General features: G+C 69.6%; 12 protein-coding genes. 9 read left to right on the top strand and 3 right to left on the bottom strand.

Translation table 11 applies throughout. The annotated features are described in order from the left end of the window. Positions 1 to 385 precede the first annotated feature (385 nt). On the top strand, positions 386 to 862 hold the full coding sequence (locus AB0K28_RS49670; RefSeq protein WP_364385107.1) for an NBR1-Ig-like domain-containing protein: 477 nt from the start codon (positions 386 to 388) through the stop codon (positions 860 to 862). Positions 863 to 874: 12 nt separating this feature from the next. Beyond that, complete coding sequence (locus AB0K28_RS49675) at positions 875 to 4,861, top strand: TIR domain-containing protein (RefSeq protein WP_364385110.1); 3,987 nt, start codon at positions 875 to 877, stop codon at positions 4,859 to 4,861. Between the two features lie 206 nt (positions 4,862 to 5,067). Here the strand turns inward: AB0K28_RS49675 and AB0K28_RS49680 are convergent, their stop codons facing one another. Continuing rightward, a complete protein-coding gene (locus AB0K28_RS49680; RefSeq protein ID WP_364385113.1) occupies positions 5,068 to 5,940 on the bottom strand; it encodes a hypothetical protein in 873 nt (290 codons plus the stop codon). A 657-nt stretch (positions 5,941 to 6,597) separates the two neighbouring features. On the opposite strand from AB0K28_RS49680, the gene AB0K28_RS49685 reads away from it, so the two are divergent. Continuing rightward, a complete protein-coding gene (locus AB0K28_RS49685; protein ID WP_364385116.1) occupies positions 6,598 to 8,016 on the top strand; it encodes a serine hydrolase domain-containing protein in 1,419 nt (472 codons plus the stop codon). On the opposite strand, the gene AB0K28_RS49690 is transcribed toward AB0K28_RS49685, so the two are convergent. Then, positions 8,001 to 8,735: an MBL fold metallo-hydrolase gene (locus AB0K28_RS49690; protein ID WP_345405271.1), complete on the bottom strand. Its 735-nt coding sequence runs from the start codon at positions 8,733 to 8,735 to the stop codon at positions 8,001 to 8,003. The genes AB0K28_RS49685 and AB0K28_RS49690 overlap by 16 nt on opposite strands. Positions 8,736 to 8,781: 46 nt before the next feature. Here AB0K28_RS49690 and AB0K28_RS49695 point away from each other — a divergent pair, with 46 nt between their 5' ends. Genes AB0K28_RS49695 through AB0K28_RS49705 form a run of 3 tightly spaced genes read left to right on the top strand, consistent with a single transcriptional unit; the run spans position 8,782 to position 11,607 of the window. Next, complete coding sequence (locus tag AB0K28_RS49695) at positions 8,782 to 9,291, top strand: helix-turn-helix domain-containing protein (protein ID WP_364385119.1); 510 nt, start codon at positions 8,782 to 8,784, stop codon at positions 9,289 to 9,291. After that, the gene (locus tag AB0K28_RS49700) at positions 9,288 to 10,412 is read left to right on the top strand and encodes an MFS transporter (protein WP_364385122.1); all 1,125 of its coding nucleotides are present in this window, start codon (positions 9,288 to 9,290) and stop codon (positions 10,410 to 10,412) included. Before AB0K28_RS49695 ends, AB0K28_RS49700 begins: the two co-directional genes overlap by 4 nt. Continuing rightward, positions 10,393 to 11,607, top strand: a complete 1,215-nt coding sequence (locus AB0K28_RS49705; protein WP_364385125.1) for an aminopeptidase — start codon at positions 10,393 to 10,395, stop codon at positions 11,605 to 11,607. Before AB0K28_RS49700 ends, AB0K28_RS49705 begins: the two co-directional genes overlap by 20 nt. A gap of 41 nt (positions 11,608 to 11,648) precedes the next feature. On the opposite strand, the gene AB0K28_RS49710 is transcribed toward AB0K28_RS49705, so the two are convergent. Next, the gene (locus AB0K28_RS49710) at positions 11,649 to 11,999 is read right to left on the bottom strand and encodes a hypothetical protein (protein ID WP_364385128.1); all 351 of its coding nucleotides are present in this window, start codon (positions 11,997 to 11,999) and stop codon (positions 11,649 to 11,651) included. Between the two features lie 179 nt (positions 12,000 to 12,178). Here AB0K28_RS49710 and AB0K28_RS49715 point away from each other — a divergent pair, with 179 nt between their 5' ends. From AB0K28_RS49715 to AB0K28_RS49725, 3 genes are all read left to right on the top strand, one after another. Beyond that, the gene (locus tag AB0K28_RS49715; RefSeq protein WP_364385131.1) at positions 12,179 to 16,066 is read left to right on the top strand and encodes a helix-turn-helix domain-containing protein; all 3,888 of its coding nucleotides are present in this window, start codon (positions 12,179 to 12,181) and stop codon (positions 16,064 to 16,066) included. A 153-nt stretch (positions 16,067 to 16,219) separates the two neighbouring features. Beyond that, a complete protein-coding gene (locus tag AB0K28_RS49720; protein ID WP_364385134.1) occupies positions 16,220 to 16,588 on the top strand; it encodes a metalloregulator ArsR/SmtB family transcription factor in 369 nt (122 codons plus the stop codon). Further along, positions 16,585 to 17,268, top strand: coding sequence for a cation transporter (locus AB0K28_RS49725; RefSeq protein ID WP_364385137.1), 684 nt, complete (start codon positions 16,585 to 16,587; stop codon positions 17,266 to 17,268). The genes AB0K28_RS49720 and AB0K28_RS49725 overlap by 4 nt, the downstream gene beginning before the upstream one ends. The last annotated feature ends 101 nt before the right edge of the window (positions 17,269 to 17,369 follow it).

Here is a 17,369-nt window from a genome sequence, read left to right on the forward strand (position 1 = left end):
TTCTTGGAATCGTTGCTACGAAGGATCACGCGATGACCGTTCTCATTTCACGACGCCACACCTGCTGACCAGGTCAAACTCGTACACCACTTCCGTGGCCGCAACCGCCGGTGCTTCCACTCGCTCTGAAGCAACGACTGCAGGCGAGTCGGCCACTACCCAGCTCATCGAGCCGAAACGTGTGAGCCCCGAGCCGGCCCGCAGATCCCGATCACTAGGCGCACAAGTCCCTCCACCGCAGAGAATGACTGCACTGTTCTCATGCAGGCCGAATCATCCGTTTGGGACACTACTTTGCGAGTAATCCAGCTACCGCTGTGAGTTCGATTTATCCTTCACAGGAATCGGCGCATTTCTGCAGCCGCTCTCTTGAATCGATCTCGCCATGCCAAAAAGTCTTGTTCGTGATACGACGCTGACGTCGGCATTCCTCGTCCTGATCGCCGTCATGTCCTCATGCACGAGTGGGACGAAGGGCCAGCAACCGCCCGCGACCGCCGCGCAGGAATCGCGCCCGATCCCTGGTGATGGCTCCGAACTCATGACTGAGACCATCACCGACGGGACCGAGATCAGGGCGTCCCAGGTCTTCACCAAGACCTGGGACTTGCGTAACGCGGGCACAGTCCCTTGGAAGGATCGTTACCTGGTACGTGAAGGACCAGGAGGCGGTTGCACGACGGAGCCGGAGGTACGGGTACCGGACGCCGATCCTGGCGAGACCGTCACGATCACCGTGCAAGTGACCGCGCCCTCCAATCCGACGGTTTGCCATGTGTCCTGGAAGATGGCAGACGCGCAGGGACACCACTACTTTCCCCAGCTGACTGGAATTTGGTTCGACGTCATCGTCGTCAGGTGAGGCGCAGCGGCCATGGCGCGTGTCTTCATCAGTCATGCCGGCGACGATTCTGAATTCGTCAGGGAGATCTGCGACTGGCTCCATGCCGAGGGGCATGATCCGTTCCTCGACCGGCACCCGGTGCATGGCATAGACCACGGTGAGGAGTGGCACAGACGCCTCTACCACGAACTCCTTCGTACAGACGCAGTCATTTGCCTGGTGACGCCCAAGTACCTCACGTCGGTTTGGTGTGCCGCGGAGATCGCCATCGCGGACGCGCACGGCCGCCAACTGCTGCCGCTCAGCCGTGAACCCGGGCTCGCGCATCCGCTCATGCAACGTCTCCAGCACGTCCACTACGACGCCGATCCGATGGCGGCTAAGCAGCGGGTGGCAAAGGCGCTGCGCGGCCTTGACGCCCAAGGGCGGAAGGGCTGGCAGGAAGGGAAGAATCCGTATCCGGGTCTCGATCCGCTCACCGGCGCGAACGGCGTCTTCGTCGGCCGAGATGCCGAAGTCAAGGAACTCGTGAGGGTGCTGCGCAGACCGGCCGGGCCTCGTTTCCTCGCTGTCGCAGGACCATCCGGGTGTGGCAAGACATCGCTGCTGCTCGCAGGACTCCTGCCGTCACTCGATGCGGATCACTGGCTCGTGGCTCCCCCTATGAGGCCCGGCGAAGATCCCGTCTCGGCGCTGAGTCATGCCCTCACGGACGTGGCCGAGAAAATCCAGCTGGACTGGTCACCGTCCGAAGTTCGCGAGAAGCTCGTCGAAAGCGAGCGCGGTCTGTTCCGGCAAGTTGAAGAGCTGCTGATCCGCGCCCGGCCGAGACGCCTCGTACTCGTCATCGACCAGGCCGAGGAGCTTTTCACGAGAAGCGGCATGGCGGCCGGCTCGTTCGCCGCGTTACTGAGAGAAGCGATCAGCGACGACGTACGCCTCCTCGCCGTCATTCGGGCGGAGTTCCTCTCCGACCTGGCCGCTCTGCCCGAACTGGTGGACATGGATCTGGACGTCCATATGATCCGTCCCCTCGACGCTGCCATGCTCCGTCTGGTGATCGAGGAACCGGCTCGCGTCGCCGGGCTCCGGCTGGATGCAGAGTTGGCCAGTCGCCTGGTCGACGACACGAAAAGCGGCACCGCGCTGCCGCTTCTGGCGTTCACCCTGCATGAGCTGGCGAAGGACCTCACTCGAGGCGACGCGCTTTCCCTCGACCGATACCTCGGTCTCGGTGGCGTGCCTGGTGCTCTGGTGCAGCACGCGGACCGCGCCCTTGAGCGAGCAACTTTCGAGAGCAGCCTCACCCGCGAGCAGGTCCTCGCAGGTCTTGTCCTGCTGGTGACCATCGATGATGAGGGCAGGCGAGCGAGCCGCCCGGTGGACCCGACGAAGTTGGCCGAAGCGATGCGCGCCGCGTTCACCACGTTCATGAATCAACGTCTCCTCACGGGGGTCATCGACGGCGATCGGGTACGCGTCGGAATCACGCATGAGGCATTACTGACGAACTGGCCTGCGCTGAACACCGTGATCGCCGACCAAGAGGCGGTGCTGGCCACGGTACGTTCGGTCGAGCAAGCCGCGATGGAGTGGGCTGCGGCCGAGCGAAGCGAGCACTTCCTCTGGGAGGCTCCGAGGCTCACTGCGGTCGAGGCCGCCCTGCGCCTGCACCCCGAGATAGGCGGTCAGCCTGAGGGCTACCGAGGCGTTTCCCCGGTTCACTTGGACCCCGCAGCCCAGGCATTCCTCGCCGCGAATCGGGCACACATCCGTACTCGACGCCGGGCGCGCGTCGCCGGCATAGCCGGCATCATGTCCGTCATCCTCGTTCTCACTCTCGTCGCAGTGCGGCAGCAGCTCGCCACCGACGAGGCGCATCTGGTCGCGCAGTCCCGCAAGCTCGCCAACACCGCCAGCCAGCTGCGCGACAGCGACGTGTGGCTGGCCAGACAGCTCAGCGTGATCGCCTACAACACCTCGGCCACCGCGGAAGCACGAGCGAGCGTGCTCGATTCCTCCGCAGGTCACCTGGTGACCCGGCTCCATTCTTCGGTCGGCGTAAGAGGACCGCACACGTTGGCGGTGCGGCCGGACGGCCGTCTTCTCGCCTCCAGCAACCAGTACGGCAACGTCGTGCTGACTGACGCGACAAACCCACAGCGACCCACCGTCCGAGGCGGGCTCCAAGCCGGGCAGTACGCGGTGCTGACGATGGCCTTCAGCTCCGATGGCACCACCCTCGCCGTTGGCGGCGTGGACTGGACGGTCCGGCTGTTCGACATATCCGATCCCACGCACCCGCGCTTGAAGGAGCCTCTCCTGCGCGGATCGCCCGCGGCAGTCCAGTCCGTGGCGTTCGCACCTGACGGACGGGTCCTTGCTGCAGCCCATGCGGACGGCACGATCCTCCTCTGGGACACTGCGCGACACGGACGCCTGGGGGATCCGCTGATCGCGCCATCGCGCCTGCGCCCTCATCCGGCCGTCCGCGCCGCCGCCTTCACCCCGGACGGACGCACCCTTGTCGCGGGCTCCCAAGACGGCGCCATATGGCTGTGGAACGTGGCAGACCCCCACCGCCCAAGGCTCATGGGCCCAGCTCCGGCCGGCCCTCGTGGGACCGTCTTCTCATTGACCATCAGTCCTGACGGTCGCACCTTGGCTGCCGGCGACGATGACGGGAAGGTTTGGACGTGGCGGCTGCATGAAGGCGGCATCCGAGGTCGCCTTGACGATCCGCTCATCGGGCTCGCCAGCTATGTCAATTCTGTCGCGTTCAGCCAAGACGGCAAGGCTCTCGCCGCCGGTGGCTCGGATGGCACCGTGCTCGTCTGGGCATTGCCCAACCGAGAACCCGTCGCCACGCTTCCCCACCCGGGGCAGATCACCGCGGTCAGGTTCACCACGGGCGGCGCGGCCGTGGCCACGGCGTCCTACGACGGGACAGCGCGGCTGTGGGCCATGCCCAGCCCTGTGCTTGCCGGCCCCGCCCAAGGCGTGTTCTCCGTGGAGTACAGCCCCGACGGCAAGACTCTGGCCGCCGGCAGCCGGGACGGGAACGTGTGGCGATGGGACGTCTCCGCCCAGGCCCCCCTTGTCCTGCGCCCTCTGACCAGCACGCTGAAAGGGCTCCATCATAACGGCGTGATGACGTTCAGCCCCGACGGACACACCATGGCGGCAGCCAGCCGAGAGGGACCGATTCAGCTCTGGAATGTTACGGACCCGCGCCGTCCGACCCCGTCGATTCGTCTTCTGGCAGGAGCGCGCGGGCACGTTAACGCTATGGCGTTCAGCCCGGACGGCGAAGTGCTAGCCGTCGGAGGTGACGACATGATCGTACGGCTCTGGAGTGTCGCTGAGCCGAGCGACCCTCGTTTGCTCGTCTCGGTGCCTCGGACTTCAGCCTCGTACATTCAGACAGTGGCCTTCAGCCCGAAAGGCGACACGCTCGTTGTGGGCAGCGATGACGGATCCGCAGCACTCCTGAACGTCGCAAACCCTGCCCGCCCTGTGCTGATGGGGTGGCTGGGGCAGCGGAACTTCACGAGCTCAGTCCTGACTGCGGCCTTCAACCACAATGGCAGGATCCTCGCGGTCGGACGTGACAACAGCACCTTGGAGGTATGGGACCTGGCCGAGCCGAAGCACCCGAAGCGCCTGGCTCGTGTACGAACAGGCCCCGGGCACTCTACCCACCTGGTGTTCCACCCGATCGACGGAACCCTCGCGTCCGCGAACACCGATCACACGGTGTCACTGTGGGATCTGCGCCGGCCGGGCGACCCGCGCATCAGCACCACCCTGACCGGTCCGGCAGACGATGTCTTCGCCGTCGCGTTCAGCCGGGACGGGAAGTCCATCGCCGCCGGCGGCCACGACAGAAAGGTCCGGATTTGGAGCACCGACGCATCCCAAGCCGCAGCGGCCATATGCACGACGGCTGGGAGACCGCTCACCGAGGAGGAGTGGCACACATACGCGCATGACCTCCCATACAGGCAGGCGTGTTGACGCCGCTGTCCTTCCGCGTTGAACGGCTACAAGCCGCCCGACTACGTAGTGACTCTCGTTGCTCGAGGCCGGTACATCAGCCTGATGGCCGCCTCGACCTAGCAGGTTGCCGTGGTGACCGCAGTCGACGTCCTGTGTCGAGGAGTTGGGGCGCGTGTATCGCCCACTCGTCACCAGGACGTCAACTGGACACCTTTCGCGTACGCCTACACGTGGGCCGGTACCCTCACGCCCGCGCCGAAGGCGTAGAGCCGATCGCCGAACGCCGCGGCGCCCAGCGGGTGGTCGGTGGCGCCTCCGCCTTGGACTTCGGCCCAGCCGTCGAAGGGGTGGTCCTGCCGAGCGGAATTCACGTAGATCCGCTTATCCGTCCCTGTGCCGAAAACGTAGAGCCGGTCGCCGAACGCCGCGGCCGCCAGCGAATGGTCGGTAAGGCCGCCGCCCTGGACCTCTGTCCAGCCGTCGAACGGGTGGTCCTGACGGGCCGAGTTGACGTAGATCCGCCGGTCCGTCCCCGTGCCGAAAACGTACAGCCGGTCACCGAACGCCGCCGCCGCCAGCGAATGGTCCGTGAGGCCGCCGCCCTGGACCTCTGTCCAGCCGTCGAACGGCTGATTCTGCCGAGCGGAATTCACGTAGATCCGCCGGTCCGTGCCCGCGCCGAAGACGTACAGCCGGTCACCGAACGCCGCGGCCGCGAGCGGGTGATCCGTGAGGCCGCCGCCCTGGACCTCCGTCCAGCCGTCGAACGGGTGGTCCTGACGGGCCGAGTTGACGTAGATCCGCCGGTCGGTACCCCTGCCGAAGACGTAGAGCCGGTCGCCGAAGGACGCGGCCGCGAGCGGATGATCGGTGATGCCCCCTCCCTGGATCTCGTTCCACCCGCCGAACGGCTGGTTCTGCCGGGCCGAGTTCACGTAGATCCGCCGGTCCGTGCCCGCGGCGAAGACGTACAGCCGGTCACCGAACGCCGCCGCCGCCAGCGGGTGGTCCGTGAGGCCGCCGCCCTGGATCTCGTTCCAGCCGTCGAACGGCTGGTTCTGCCGAGCGGAATTCACGTAGATGCGGTTGTGGTTCATTTGTTTCCCCCGGTTCGTTTGTGCGACGGATGATTGGGAGTGGACTCAGCCGTCAGGCAGGACCAGACCACGTTGCGTAAGTTGGGCATGCGTCATGAGCGGCCGGAACCGATGTTTCGGTGTCCGAGCCGCGGCAAGGGAAAGAGATATTCCGATGCGCTGCGTACTGACGATGAGTATGAGATCGGTCAGTACTGCTCAGCCGCCGACGATGGCCATGAATGGCCTCCGCAAGCAGGCGACTAAACCGGAACGCTCGAGTGGTTCAGCGTTCAATCCTTGGAATCGACTTTTCTTTATCCGGCCTCCAGGCAAAGCCACCGTCCTGGTCTTTGTTCCCTGTCTGGGCAGGCCGCATCGCGCGAACGAGACAATCCACATAAGCTCGCACATCTTCATGCTGGCGCTTCACTCCCACGGTCGCCCACTTACGCTCCCGATCGCACGCTTTGAAGCAGGCCATACCCGCGGATGACCACAGGCCGATGCTCCGTCCAGCCGGCCCAAGGGCTCGTGGAGGGTCGTTTCCACCACATCGCTTCGGGCTGTTCCCACTGCGATGGCATGGGGTCGCACGGCGATGCGGTCCGAGTTCACGGCCTCTTCGGTCCATCCGGCCGGAGCGCCCGAGTCGGCATGCGACCTCATCCATGCCGCGTGAGCGTCGAGATCATGGAGGCAGAACTGGCCGTGATCGGCGAGGACCGCGAAGCGGTGGTGATCGGTCGATGCGTCCCGCATCCGCCTACGCTGCTGGGGCTGACATCACGGCCCACTAGCCTGTTCGGGGTGGGATGGGACTTGGGTGAGCTTGTTGCGAAGTACGACGTACCGGGCGCGCAGGTCGCCATACTGGCCGATGGGGAGATTCGGGACGAGGCTGCGGGGGTGCTGAGTCTGCGTACCCAGGTCGAGGCCACGACCGATTCGGTGTTCAAGGTCGGCTCGATCACGAAGATCTGGACGGCGACGCTGATCCAGCAACTGGTCGATGACGGAGCACTGGATCTCGATCGTCCTGTTCGCGACTACTTGCCCGGGTTCCGGCTGGGCGACCAGGCCGCCACCAAGAACCTGACCGCCCGCCACCTGCTCACCCACACCGGCGGCATCGACGGGAACCACTTCGTCGACACCGGTCGCAACGACGACGCCATCGAGAGGTTCGTCGCCGTCCTTGCCGAGGCGGCGCACCTCCTCCCGCCCGGCACCGTCTTCTCCTACTCCAACAGCGGGTACGTGATCCTCGGCCGGCTGGTGGAGGTGCTACGCGGCAAGCCCTTTCACGACGTGCTCCGCGAACGTCTGGTGACGCCGCTGGGGTTGCGGAGTGCCGCCATCGACCCCTATGAGGCGATCCTGCACCGGGCGGCGGTCGGCCACGTCCACAGCGGCGGCGGCGAGGTCGTCCCGGTCAAGGAGTGGGCGGTTTCCTACTACGCGGCGCCCAGCGGGTCGCACTTCGCGATCAGCGCGCGGGAGTTGCTGGAGTTCGTCCGCCTGCATCTCGCCGATCCCGCGCTGGCGGCGCTGCGCGAGCCGCAGCTGGACGACGTCCCGGACTTCGGTGGCGGCGTCATCGGCTGGGGGCTCGGATGGATGCTCTATCAGGACGGCGTCGTCGGGCACACCGGTGTCGCCAAGGGGCAGAAGGCGTGGCTGCGCGTCGTCCCGTCGGCGGGGGTGGCGGTGGCGGTGCTGACGAACAGCGCGGGTGGGGAGCCTTTGGCGTACGAGATCTTCGGGGCGGTGCTCGGGGAGCTGGCGGGCGTCGAGACGGCGCCACGTCCTGTGCCGCCCTTGAGCCCGGCCGCTATCGACGCGGACCGCATGTGCGGCACCTACCGCTCCACGCTGCACGACATCACCTTGACCAGCGAGAACGACCGCGCGTTCCTCATCTACCGCGCCGGCGGGTCGGAGAAGCGGGTCGAGGTCGTACGCCTCAGCGACAGCTCGATCATCACCCTCGGCCCCGATCCCTCCGGCCATCAGGTCCTGTCGCTGGTCGGCTCCGACGAGCACGGCCGCGCCCGTTTCCTGCACAACGGCGCCGCCGCCTACCGGATCTCCTGAACATCGATGACGAGACCGGACGTGGCGACGCCGATCTCACCGTCGTACGCGGTCGCGGCGGCGGCTCGCGCGGCGGCGGGGGCGGTGCCCGGCTGCAGGTGCGTCAGTAACAGGTGCCGGGCAGCGGCTTCCCGGGCTTGCCGGCCTGCCTGGCGGGCGCTCGTCAGGAGGGAGCCCTTCGGGACCTGGTCCACGTAGGTGGCCTCGGCCAGGAGGAGGTCGGCGTCACGGGCCAGCTCCACGCGGTCGGGGCTGGGGCCGCTGTCGCCGGTGTAGACGAGGACCTGTCCACCTGCTGTCAGCCTTATGCCGACGTTGGGCACCGAGTGCGGGAGCAGCCGGGTTCGTACGCGGAAGGGGCCGATGTCGGGGACCACATCACGCAGGACGTAGGAGCCGGTCAGCACTCCTGGGCGGTCCAGCGCGAGCACCGCGTCCAGGGCGCCCGGCGGCGCGTACACCGGCAGCGGTGCCGCCGGATTCTCAAGCATCGTTCGGGCTCGCAGCAGCGGGTTCAGGTCGGCGCAGTGGTCGGGATGGCCGTGGCTGACGAACACGGCGTCGATCTGGTCGGCGCCGACCCGTTCCAGCAGACGGGGCACGGTCGCGTACCCGGGATCGATGAGCAGCCTGAACCCGTCATGCTCCACGAGGTACCCACTGCACGCCTGGCCCGCCGCCGGCCAAACGCCGCATCCGCCGAGAACCGTCAGCAGCATTCCGAAACCCCTTTCCCAAGAGCTGTTGGAAAAGTATTATCCCAATGTGTCTTCGGAAAATGACCTCGTCCCCCTGCGCGCCCTGGCCAACCCGCTGCGCATCCGCATCGTGTCGCTGCTCACCGGCGCGTCGATGTCGGCCACCGAGGTCGCCGACGAGCTCGGCATCGCGCACGCCTCGGCCAGCTACCACCTGCGCCAGCTGGCCAAGGCGGGTTTCCTCCAGCAGACGGACGAGCAGCCGCGGTCCGGCAAGGGCCGCCCGCAGCTGCGCTACCGCTATGACCCGTCCAGCGGCGAGCGGCTCGACCGGTCCGAAGGGCGGCAGCTCCTGTTCCAGGCGATGAGCTCCGACCTGGCCAGGCGCATGACGGAGACCGAGCGCCAGCGCACGTCCATGGACGCCGAGGTGTGGCTGCCCAGGCCCGTCTGGGAGGAGGTGGTCGGCCTGATCGACCAGGCCGTGGCGCTCGTGCACGACAAGGCAGGGCCGCCGCACGACGGCGTCAAGGTCAGCATGACCGCGATCCTGCTCGAACTCCGCGACGAGCGGTGATCGGGCGCCTGCTCGTCTGCACGGCCGGCGCGTTCCTGTCGATCGGACTGCTCATCCCGGCGGTTCCGCGCTACCTGGACGGCCCGCTGGGCCGGCAGCCCGGCATGGTGGGCGTCTCGCTGGCCGTCACCGCGGCGGCGGGGGTGCTCGCCCGCCCGCTCGCCGGACGGGTGGCCGACAGGCTCGGACGGCGCGCGGCCCTGTGCGCGGGGGCGCTGCTGCTGTCCGGTACGTCCCTCGCACTGCTCGCCGCCGGGGAGTTACCGCTGTTCCTCGTCCTGCGCGGCGTCGCCGGGGCCGGGGAGGCACTGGCGTACGTCGGTCTCGCCACGCTGGCCAGTGATCACCGGCGGTCCGGGGCGGCGATCAACCACTTCTCGGTCGTCGTCAACGCCGGCCTGCTCGCGGGGCCGGTCATCGCCGAGACGCTGTACGCCACGTGGGGGTTCGCCGCCGTCTGGACCACGGCCGCAGCCGCGGCGCTCGGCTCGGCGGCGGTCGGGCTCACCTTGCCGAAGACCGTGGTGAGCGCTGCCGAAAGCGCATCGGGAACCGGGCGGGCCCGCCTGTACCACCCGTCCGCGCTGCGACCCGGCTTCGCCTACCTGGCCTCCGTGTGGGGCTACACCGCCATCAGCGCCTTCCTCCCCCTGCACCTCGGCGGCGACTCCGGCAACCTCCACTTCCTGGTCTACGGCGGCGTCCTCATCACCATCCGCCTGGCCGGACACCGCCTGCTGGCCACGACCTCCCCCGCTCGTCTGGCCGTCGCCTCCCTCCTGCTGTCGGGAGCGGGAACGCTCCTGCTCGCCGCCTGGCCATCCCCGGCGGGAACGTGGTGCGCGATCGCGCTGATCGGCGCCGGGCAGGGCCTCGGCCTGCCCGCCTTCCTCCGGCTGGCCGTGCACGACGTGCCCGCGGAGGAGCGCGGCTCAGCCGTGGCCACCACGACGGCCTTCTTCGACGTCGGTTTCCTCAGCGCCGCCGTGTCCCTCGGCGTCCTGGCCGACCGGTTCGGCCTGGCCGCCGGCTTCGCCGTGGCGGGCGTCGTGTCCGCCGCCGGAGCCCTGCTGTTCATGCCCGTACGCAAAGGAGCCCCCCTTGACCATTCCCGACGCTGACCTGGCCGGCTACGCGGACGTGGTGTTCGACGTGGCCGTCCCTCTCCTGGCGGACGACCGGGTGCTGATCAACGCGGAGATCGAGCATGCTCCGCTGGCCCGAGCGCTCGCCGAGGCCGCCTACAGCAGAGGCGCCCGTTATGCCGACATCTGGTACTTCGACCCGTACGCCAAACGCTCCCGCGTCCAGCATGCCGAAACGGCGACTCTGGCCGAGGTGCCCGCGTGGCTCGACGCCCGCAACAACGAGGTGGCACGGCACGGCGGCATCATCGTCAACATCCGCGGCGCCGCCGCCCCCGACCTCCTGGCCGGGCTTGACCCGGTACGCGTCGGCCTGGACCGCATGCCGTCGCTCACCTCACGGCAGCGGCTCCAGCTCGGCAACCTGGTCCGCTGGACGATCATCCCGTACGCCACCCCCGAGTGGGCCCGTACCGTCTTCGGCGAACCCGACCAGGACCGGCTGTGGCGGCACCTGCGCCGCATCCTCCGCCTCGACGAGCCCGACCCGCGCGCGGCCTGGCGGCAGCGCGTCGCCGAGCTGCTCGACCGCGCCCGGCGGCTCACCGAGCTGCATCTGGACGCCGTACGGTTCGAGGGCCCCGGCACCGACCTGACCATCGGCCTGCTCCCGGACGCCCACTGGACCGCCGCCCGCCTGGAGGACGTCGAGGGCCGCCCGTTCCAGGCCAACCTGCCGACCGAGGAGGTGTTCACCACCCCCGACCACCGGCGCGTGGACGGGACGGTCCGCGCCACCCGGCCGCTGTCCCTCGACGGGACCGTCATCCGCGACCTGGAGCTGACGTTCGCCGGCGGCGTCGTGACCGAGGTCAGGGCGAGCGCCGGGGCCGACGTCGTCCGTACGCACCAGGCCACCGACGCGGGGGCGGCCCGGCTGGGCGAGCTCGCCCTGGTCGATCGTTCGTCGCGGGTGGGCGAGAGCGGCGTCACGTACATGGAGACCCTCCTGGACGAGAACGCCACCTGCCACCTGGCCTGGGGCGCGGGGCTGCCGCCCGGCGTGCCCGCCGAGTTGCGTACGGACGATCCCGTACGGCTGGACGCGGCGGGCGTGAACACCTCGCGCGTGCACGTCGACTTCATGGTCGGCGGCCCGGACGTCACGGTCACCGGCCTCGGGCCGGGCGGGAAGGTGGTGCTGTTGCGCGACGACGTCTGGCAGTTCTGAGGCCCTGGGCGCCGGATGTCCGGCGCCCAGGGCGGGTCACGTCAGACGATCACGGTGTTGCAGCTCGGGACATAGCCGACCACGCCGGTGCGGAGGTTGCGGCCGTACTCCCAGACGGTGGTGGTCACGCCGTTGTCGCAGGTGTAGGAGGTGCCGTCCACCGCGCGGTGGATCTCCCAGCCCTGACCGGGATAGCCGAGGCCGACCCGGGTGGACTGGCCGTCGGCCCGAGCGAAGATCCTGACCCCGGGCACCCGGAAGTCGATGCCCGACCGCGCCTGCGCCGCGACCGCCGTCCCGGGAGCCGCCGCCGTGGCCGGCACGGCGAGCGCGCCGAAGCCGAGGGCCAGACCGAGGGCGAGGCCGCTGATGGTCTTGATCTGAGTACGCATGTCGTTGCCTTTCTGTTCCGGCGCCGCCGGGGTGGCGGCGTCCACGGCACCGATCGTGCGGCCCGCCACGGCCGGAGCAGGAGGGGTTTCCCGTCGCCTCGCACCCGGGGTGGTCAGGGAAACCCGGACAGATCATCACAAAGAGCAATCGACAAGATGCGTTGAGTAAAGTCCTGGGTGTGGAGATTCCTGGTGCGGTGTTGCGGCGGTTGCGGGTGGCGCGCGGGCTGTCGCTGAACGAGCTCGCGCGGCTGACCCACTACACCAAGGGCTACCTCAGCAAGGTCGAGACCGGCGAGAAGGCGCTCTCGATCGGAGTCGCCCGCGCCTGCGACGCGGTGCTGCGGACCGGCGGCGAGCTGACCGATCTGGCCGAAGCGCTCGCCCCGCCCGGCGGCGGCTGCCCCTACCGGGGGCTGCGGCCGTACGAGCCGGAGGACGCCCGCTGGTTCTTCGGCCGCGACCGCGCCGTCGGCGCCCTGCTCGCCCGCCTGGCCGAGCCACCGCGCGGACCGCTGATCGTCGTCGCCCCCTCAGGAGCGGGCAAGACCTCCCTGCTCCGAGCCGGACTCCTGCCCGCCCTGCGCCGGGGAACGCTGCCCACACCCGGCTCCCGCACATGGCCGGTCATGGTGCTCACGCCCGGCGAGCACCCCGTCGCCACACTGCTGACCCGAATCGGCACGCTCATCGGCCACACCCCCGGCGAAGATCCTGCCGACGACCCCGCCGAAGATCTTGCTGACGACCCCGCCGTCCTCATCCGGTGGATCGCGGACGCGTTCAACGACCAGACCTGCGCCGCTGCCGCCCGCCGCCTGGTGCTGATCGTCGACCAGCTCGAGGAGATCTTCACGCTCTGCAGCGACGAGACCGAACGCCGTACCTTCCTTTCAGCGATCGACGCCCTGGCCGGTGCCGGCGCGCTGGTGGTCCTCGGACTGCGCGCCGACTTCTACGGCCACTGCCTCAGCCACCCCACCCTCCTGACCGCCCTGCGTGAAGCCCAGATCCCCCTCGGCCCCATGAACGTCGCCGAACTCCGCACCGCCATCACCGGCCCCGCCCACCAAGCCGGACTCACCGTCGAACCCGCACTGGTCGAACTCCTGCTCAGAGACATGGGCCTCCCAGCCACGATCGACGAACACGACAGCGTCCACGAGCCGGGCACGCTCCCCCTGCTCTCCCACGCCCTGCTCACCACCTGGCAACACCGCACAGGCGACACCCTCACCCTCGCCGGCTACCGCAAGACCGGCGGCATCACAGGCGCCGTCGCCGCCACCGCGGAGCAGGTCTACACCGCCCTCGACCCCACCGCCCAGAACATCGCCCGCCGCCTGCTCCTGCACATGGTCCGCGTCGAGGAAACCGGCGCAGAAACCCGCCGCCCCATCGACATCAGCACACTGCCACCCGCCCACTTCCCACCCGCCCCCACCGCACAGGTGATCGACGCCTTCACCACCGCCCGCCTCCTCACCCTCACCGACGACTCCGCCCGACTCGCCCACGAAGCCCTCCTGCGAGCCTGGCCCAGACTCCGCGAATGGATCCACGCCGACCGCGCGGGACTGCGTACCCACCGACGCCTGGCCGAGACGGCCTCGGCCTGGGACCGCGAGGCCCGTGACCCGTCACTGCTCTACCGGGGCACACGCCTGCGGACCGCCCTCGACTGGGCCGCCGCGAACCGCGCCGCCCTCACGACCACCGAGCAGGAGTTCCTGGACGCGTGCCAGGCAGCGCAGGCGGCGGAACAGGCCACGGCCCGCCGTCATGCCCGCCTCCGGCGGAAGGCGTTCGCCGGGCTCGCCGTGCTCCTGGTAGCGGCGCTGACCTCGACGGTCTTCGCGGTGAACGCCGCCCGTACCGCCGAGCAGCGGCTCGTTCTGGCGCAGAAGGAGAAGAACCTCAACCTGTCACACAGCCTCGCCGTGCAGAGCGAGAGCCTGCTGGACCGCGACTCCACCGTCGCCCAGCTGCTGGCGGTGGCCGCCCACCGCATCGCGCCGACCGCCGCCGCCCGGCGGGCCATGCTGAACGCGCTGGCCCACCCTGCCCGCGGGGAGCTCATCGGCCACAGCGAACCGGTGGTGAGGTCGGTTTTCAGCCCCGACGGCCGCCTGCTGGCCTCCGCCGGTTTCGACGGCACCGTGCGCCTGTGGGACGTCGCCACCCGCCGCCAGACCGGCCGACTCACCAGCCATCACCATGGGCTCTACACCACGGCCTTCAGCCCTGACGGACGCCTCCTCGTCACCGCCGGCGCCAGCAGCACCGTACGGCTCTGGGACGTCACCACCCGCCGCCAGGTCGCCGAACTCGCCGGCCACCAAGGCTCCGTCCACGCCACCGACTTCAGCCCGGACGGACGCCTGCTGGCCACCGCCGGATTCGACGGCACCGTGCGCCTGTGGGACGTGGCCGACCACCGCCAGGTCGGCGAACTCACCGGCCACCGGGACGCCGTCTACGCGGCGGACTTCAGCCCCGACGGACGTCTCCTGGTCACCGGCGGAGCCGACAAGACCGTACGGCTGTGGAACGTCGCCGACCGCCGGCAGGTCGGCGAGCCGCTCGCCCGTCACGATCACGCGGTGCCCGATGTGGACTTCAGCCCGGACGGCCGGCTGATCGCCGTCGTGGCGGACGACAGGACGGTACGCCTGTGGGCCGCGGCCACCCGCCGCCCGGCGGGCGCGCCCCTGACCGGCCGCCCTGATCACCGGATCGACACGGTCACCTTCAGCCCCGACGGCCGGACCCTGGTCGGTGGGGGGCGCGGAGGTGGCGGGGCCCTGCTGGCGTGGGACGTGGCCACCCGCCATCAGATCGGCGCGCCCCTCCTGGGCCATGCCGACTGGGTCGCCGATGTGGAGTTCAGTCCGGACGGGCGGCTCCTGGTCAGCAGCTCCTCTCACGGTGACAACACCGTACGGCTGTGGGACATGGCCACGCACCGGCCGCTCGACCTGCCGATCGACCGCGAGGCCGGGGCGGTCCAGGCCGTGGCGTTCAGCCCGGACGGCCGGGTCCTGGCCACAGGCGTGACCGATCAGGACGAACAGCACGGGGCCGTGCGGCTGTGGGACGCCCGCACCCGCCATCCGCTCGGACCGCCGCTCACGGGGCACCTCAGTCCGGTCACCGAGCTGCGGTTCAGCCCGGACGGCCGCACGCTGGTCAGCACCGACACCGCCGCACCTGTGCGGTTGTGGGACGTCCGCACCCGCCGTCCCGCGGCCGTCCCGAAGGAGGTGTACGGGGATGAGGCGGCCTTCAGCCCCGACGGCCGCCTGCTCGCCACCGCCAGGACCGGCATCGTCGAGGGCTACGAGCGCGCCCAGATACCCAACGTGCAACTGCTGGACGTGGCGACCCGCCGCCCGCTCGGCGCACCGCTGCTCGACCGCACCCAAGGGCTGGTCGACCTGGAGTTCAGCCCGGACGGCCGCACGCTCGCCGTCGCCGGCGAGCAGACCTTCGACGGGGAGACCGGCGTCACGCGTAACCAGGTCGAGTTCTACGACGTGGCCACCCGGCGGCGTGCGGGCGCTCCCCTGATCGGCCACACCGGCGCCCTGACCGACATCGAGTTCGCCCCCGAAGGGCACATCCTGGCCAGCGCAGGCACCGACAAGATGGTACGGCTCTGGGACGTGGCGACCCGCCGTCAGATCGGCGTCCCGCTGAGCGGTCACGACGAGGAGGTGACGGACGTGGCGTTCGCGCCGGACGGCCGGCTGGCCAGCGCCGACGTCGGCGGGACGATCAGGTTGTGGGACGTCGCCACCCACCGCCCGATCGGCGCTCCGCTGACCGCCTCCGACCTCGCCCTCCGCACGCTGGCCTTCAACCCGGACGGCCGCACGCTGGCCGCCGCCGGCGACGACGGCGACATCCGGCTCTGGGACGTGGCGCTCCCGCCCGACCTCGCCGGGGCACTCTGCACGATCGCCAGCCGCGCGCGCCCCCAACTCACCCCGGCCGAATGGCGGCAGTACCTCCCCCACGAACCGATCCGCCCGATATGCCAAGCGCGCTCCATGATGAGCAAGTGATCGATCACTACCGCGCTCTCTTCCAGCAGCACCAGTGGATGCTCTGTCATCGTGCTCGACGCCCCTGCCATCTACGGCCGCTGAGCCCCCAGTGGGAGTGCCTGTCGAAGCGGTCGTCTGTTCAGCATCACGCTATCGGGCTATCATCGCCGTATGGCGATTGATAGTGAGGCCGGTTTCTGCGTCAGTGCCGACATCGCCGCCGGGGTTCCTCCGGCGGCCGCGCTGTTCCACTCGCTGGCCGATCAGAACCGGCTGCGCATCGTGCAGCGCCTGGCGCGCGGCGAGGCGCGCGTGGTGGATCTGGTGACCGAGCTGGGGCTGGCGCAGTCCACCGTCTCCAAGCACCTGGCCTGCCTGCGAGACTGCGACCTGGTCGACTATCGCGCAGAAGGCCGCCAGTCCTTCTACAGCCTGACCCGGCCCGAGCTGATGGACCTGCTCGCCGCCGCCGAGCAGCTCCTCGCCGCCACCGGCCACGCGGTCACGCTCCGCCCCACGACACCGGACGTGGTGGCATGACCTCCATCGACCTGCTGACCCCCGCCCGGCGCACGGTGCTGCGGCGGCGGATCCGGCTGCTGGTCGCGGCCACCATCACGTACAACGTGATCGAAGCGGCGGTCGCCGTCACCGCCGGCACGATCGCCTCCTCCGCCGCCCTGATCGGCTTCGGCCTGGACTCGCTGGTCGAGGTGGCCTCCGCCGCCGCGGTGGCCTGGCAGTTCGCCGCCGCCGACCACGAGCAGCGGGAACGTACGGCGCTGCGCGTCATCGCCGTTTCGTTCTTCGCGCTCGCCGCGTACGTCACCTTCGACGCCGTACGCGCCCTCCTCGGCGACAGCCGGGCCGAACACTCGGCCCCCGGCCTCATCCTGGCCGCCCTCTCGCTGGTCGTCATGCCGTTCCTGTCGGCCGCGCAGCGCCGCGCCGGCCGCGAACTCGGCTCCGCCAGCGCCGTCGCCGACTCCAAGCAGACCCTGCTGTGCACGTACCTGTCGGGCGTCCTGCTGGTGGGGCTGGCGCTCAACAGCCTGTTCGGCTGGTCCTGGGCCGACCCGGTCGCCGCCCTCGTCATCGCCGCCGTCGCCGTCAAGGAAGGCCGCGAAGCCTGGCGCGGCGACGCCTGCTGCGCCCCGGCCACCGACCAGGCCGACGGATGCGGACCCACCTGCACCTGCCCCACATCCCCGGAAGCCTGACATGGCACTCACCGCGCCGCCGCCCTGGTCACCACCGGAGCCCTACCCGCGGCGCGTGCACGGCGCCGCCTACCAGCGGTACGCCACACGGGTCGGCCGCT

The sequence above is a fragment of the Nonomuraea sp. NPDC049504 genome, assembly GCF_040676845.1.
Lineage (GTDB): Bacteria > Actinomycetota > Actinomycetes > Streptosporangiales > Streptosporangiaceae > Nonomuraea > Nonomuraea salmonea.

What these genes read in the sequence shown, in the direction of transcription:
- AB0K28_RS49725 (WP_364385137.1), top strand. Translation starts at nt 16,585, where the DNA reads ATGACCTCCATCGACCTGCTGACCCCCGCCCGGCGCACGGTGCTGCGG.
- AB0K28_RS49720 (WP_364385134.1), top strand. Translation starts at nt 16,220, where the DNA reads ATGGCGATTGATAGTGAGGCCGGTTTCTGCGTCAGTGCCGACATCGCC.
- AB0K28_RS49670 (WP_364385107.1), top strand. Translation starts at nt 386, where the DNA reads ATGCCAAAAAGTCTTGTTCGTGATACGACGCTGACGTCGGCATTCCTC.
- AB0K28_RS49680 (WP_364385113.1), bottom strand. Translation starts at nt 5,940, where the DNA reads ATGAACCACAACCGCATCTACGTGAATTCCGCTCGGCAGAACCAGCCG.
- AB0K28_RS49690 (WP_345405271.1), bottom strand. Translation starts at nt 8,735, where the DNA reads ATGCTGCTGACGGTTCTCGGCGGATGCGGCGTTTGGCCGGCGGCGGGC.
- AB0K28_RS49675 (WP_364385110.1), top strand. Translation starts at nt 875, where the DNA reads ATGGCGCGTGTCTTCATCAGTCATGCCGGCGACGATTCTGAATTCGTC.
- AB0K28_RS49710 (WP_364385128.1), bottom strand. Translation starts at nt 11,999, where the DNA reads ATGCGTACTCAGATCAAGACCATCAGCGGCCTCGCCCTCGGTCTGGCC.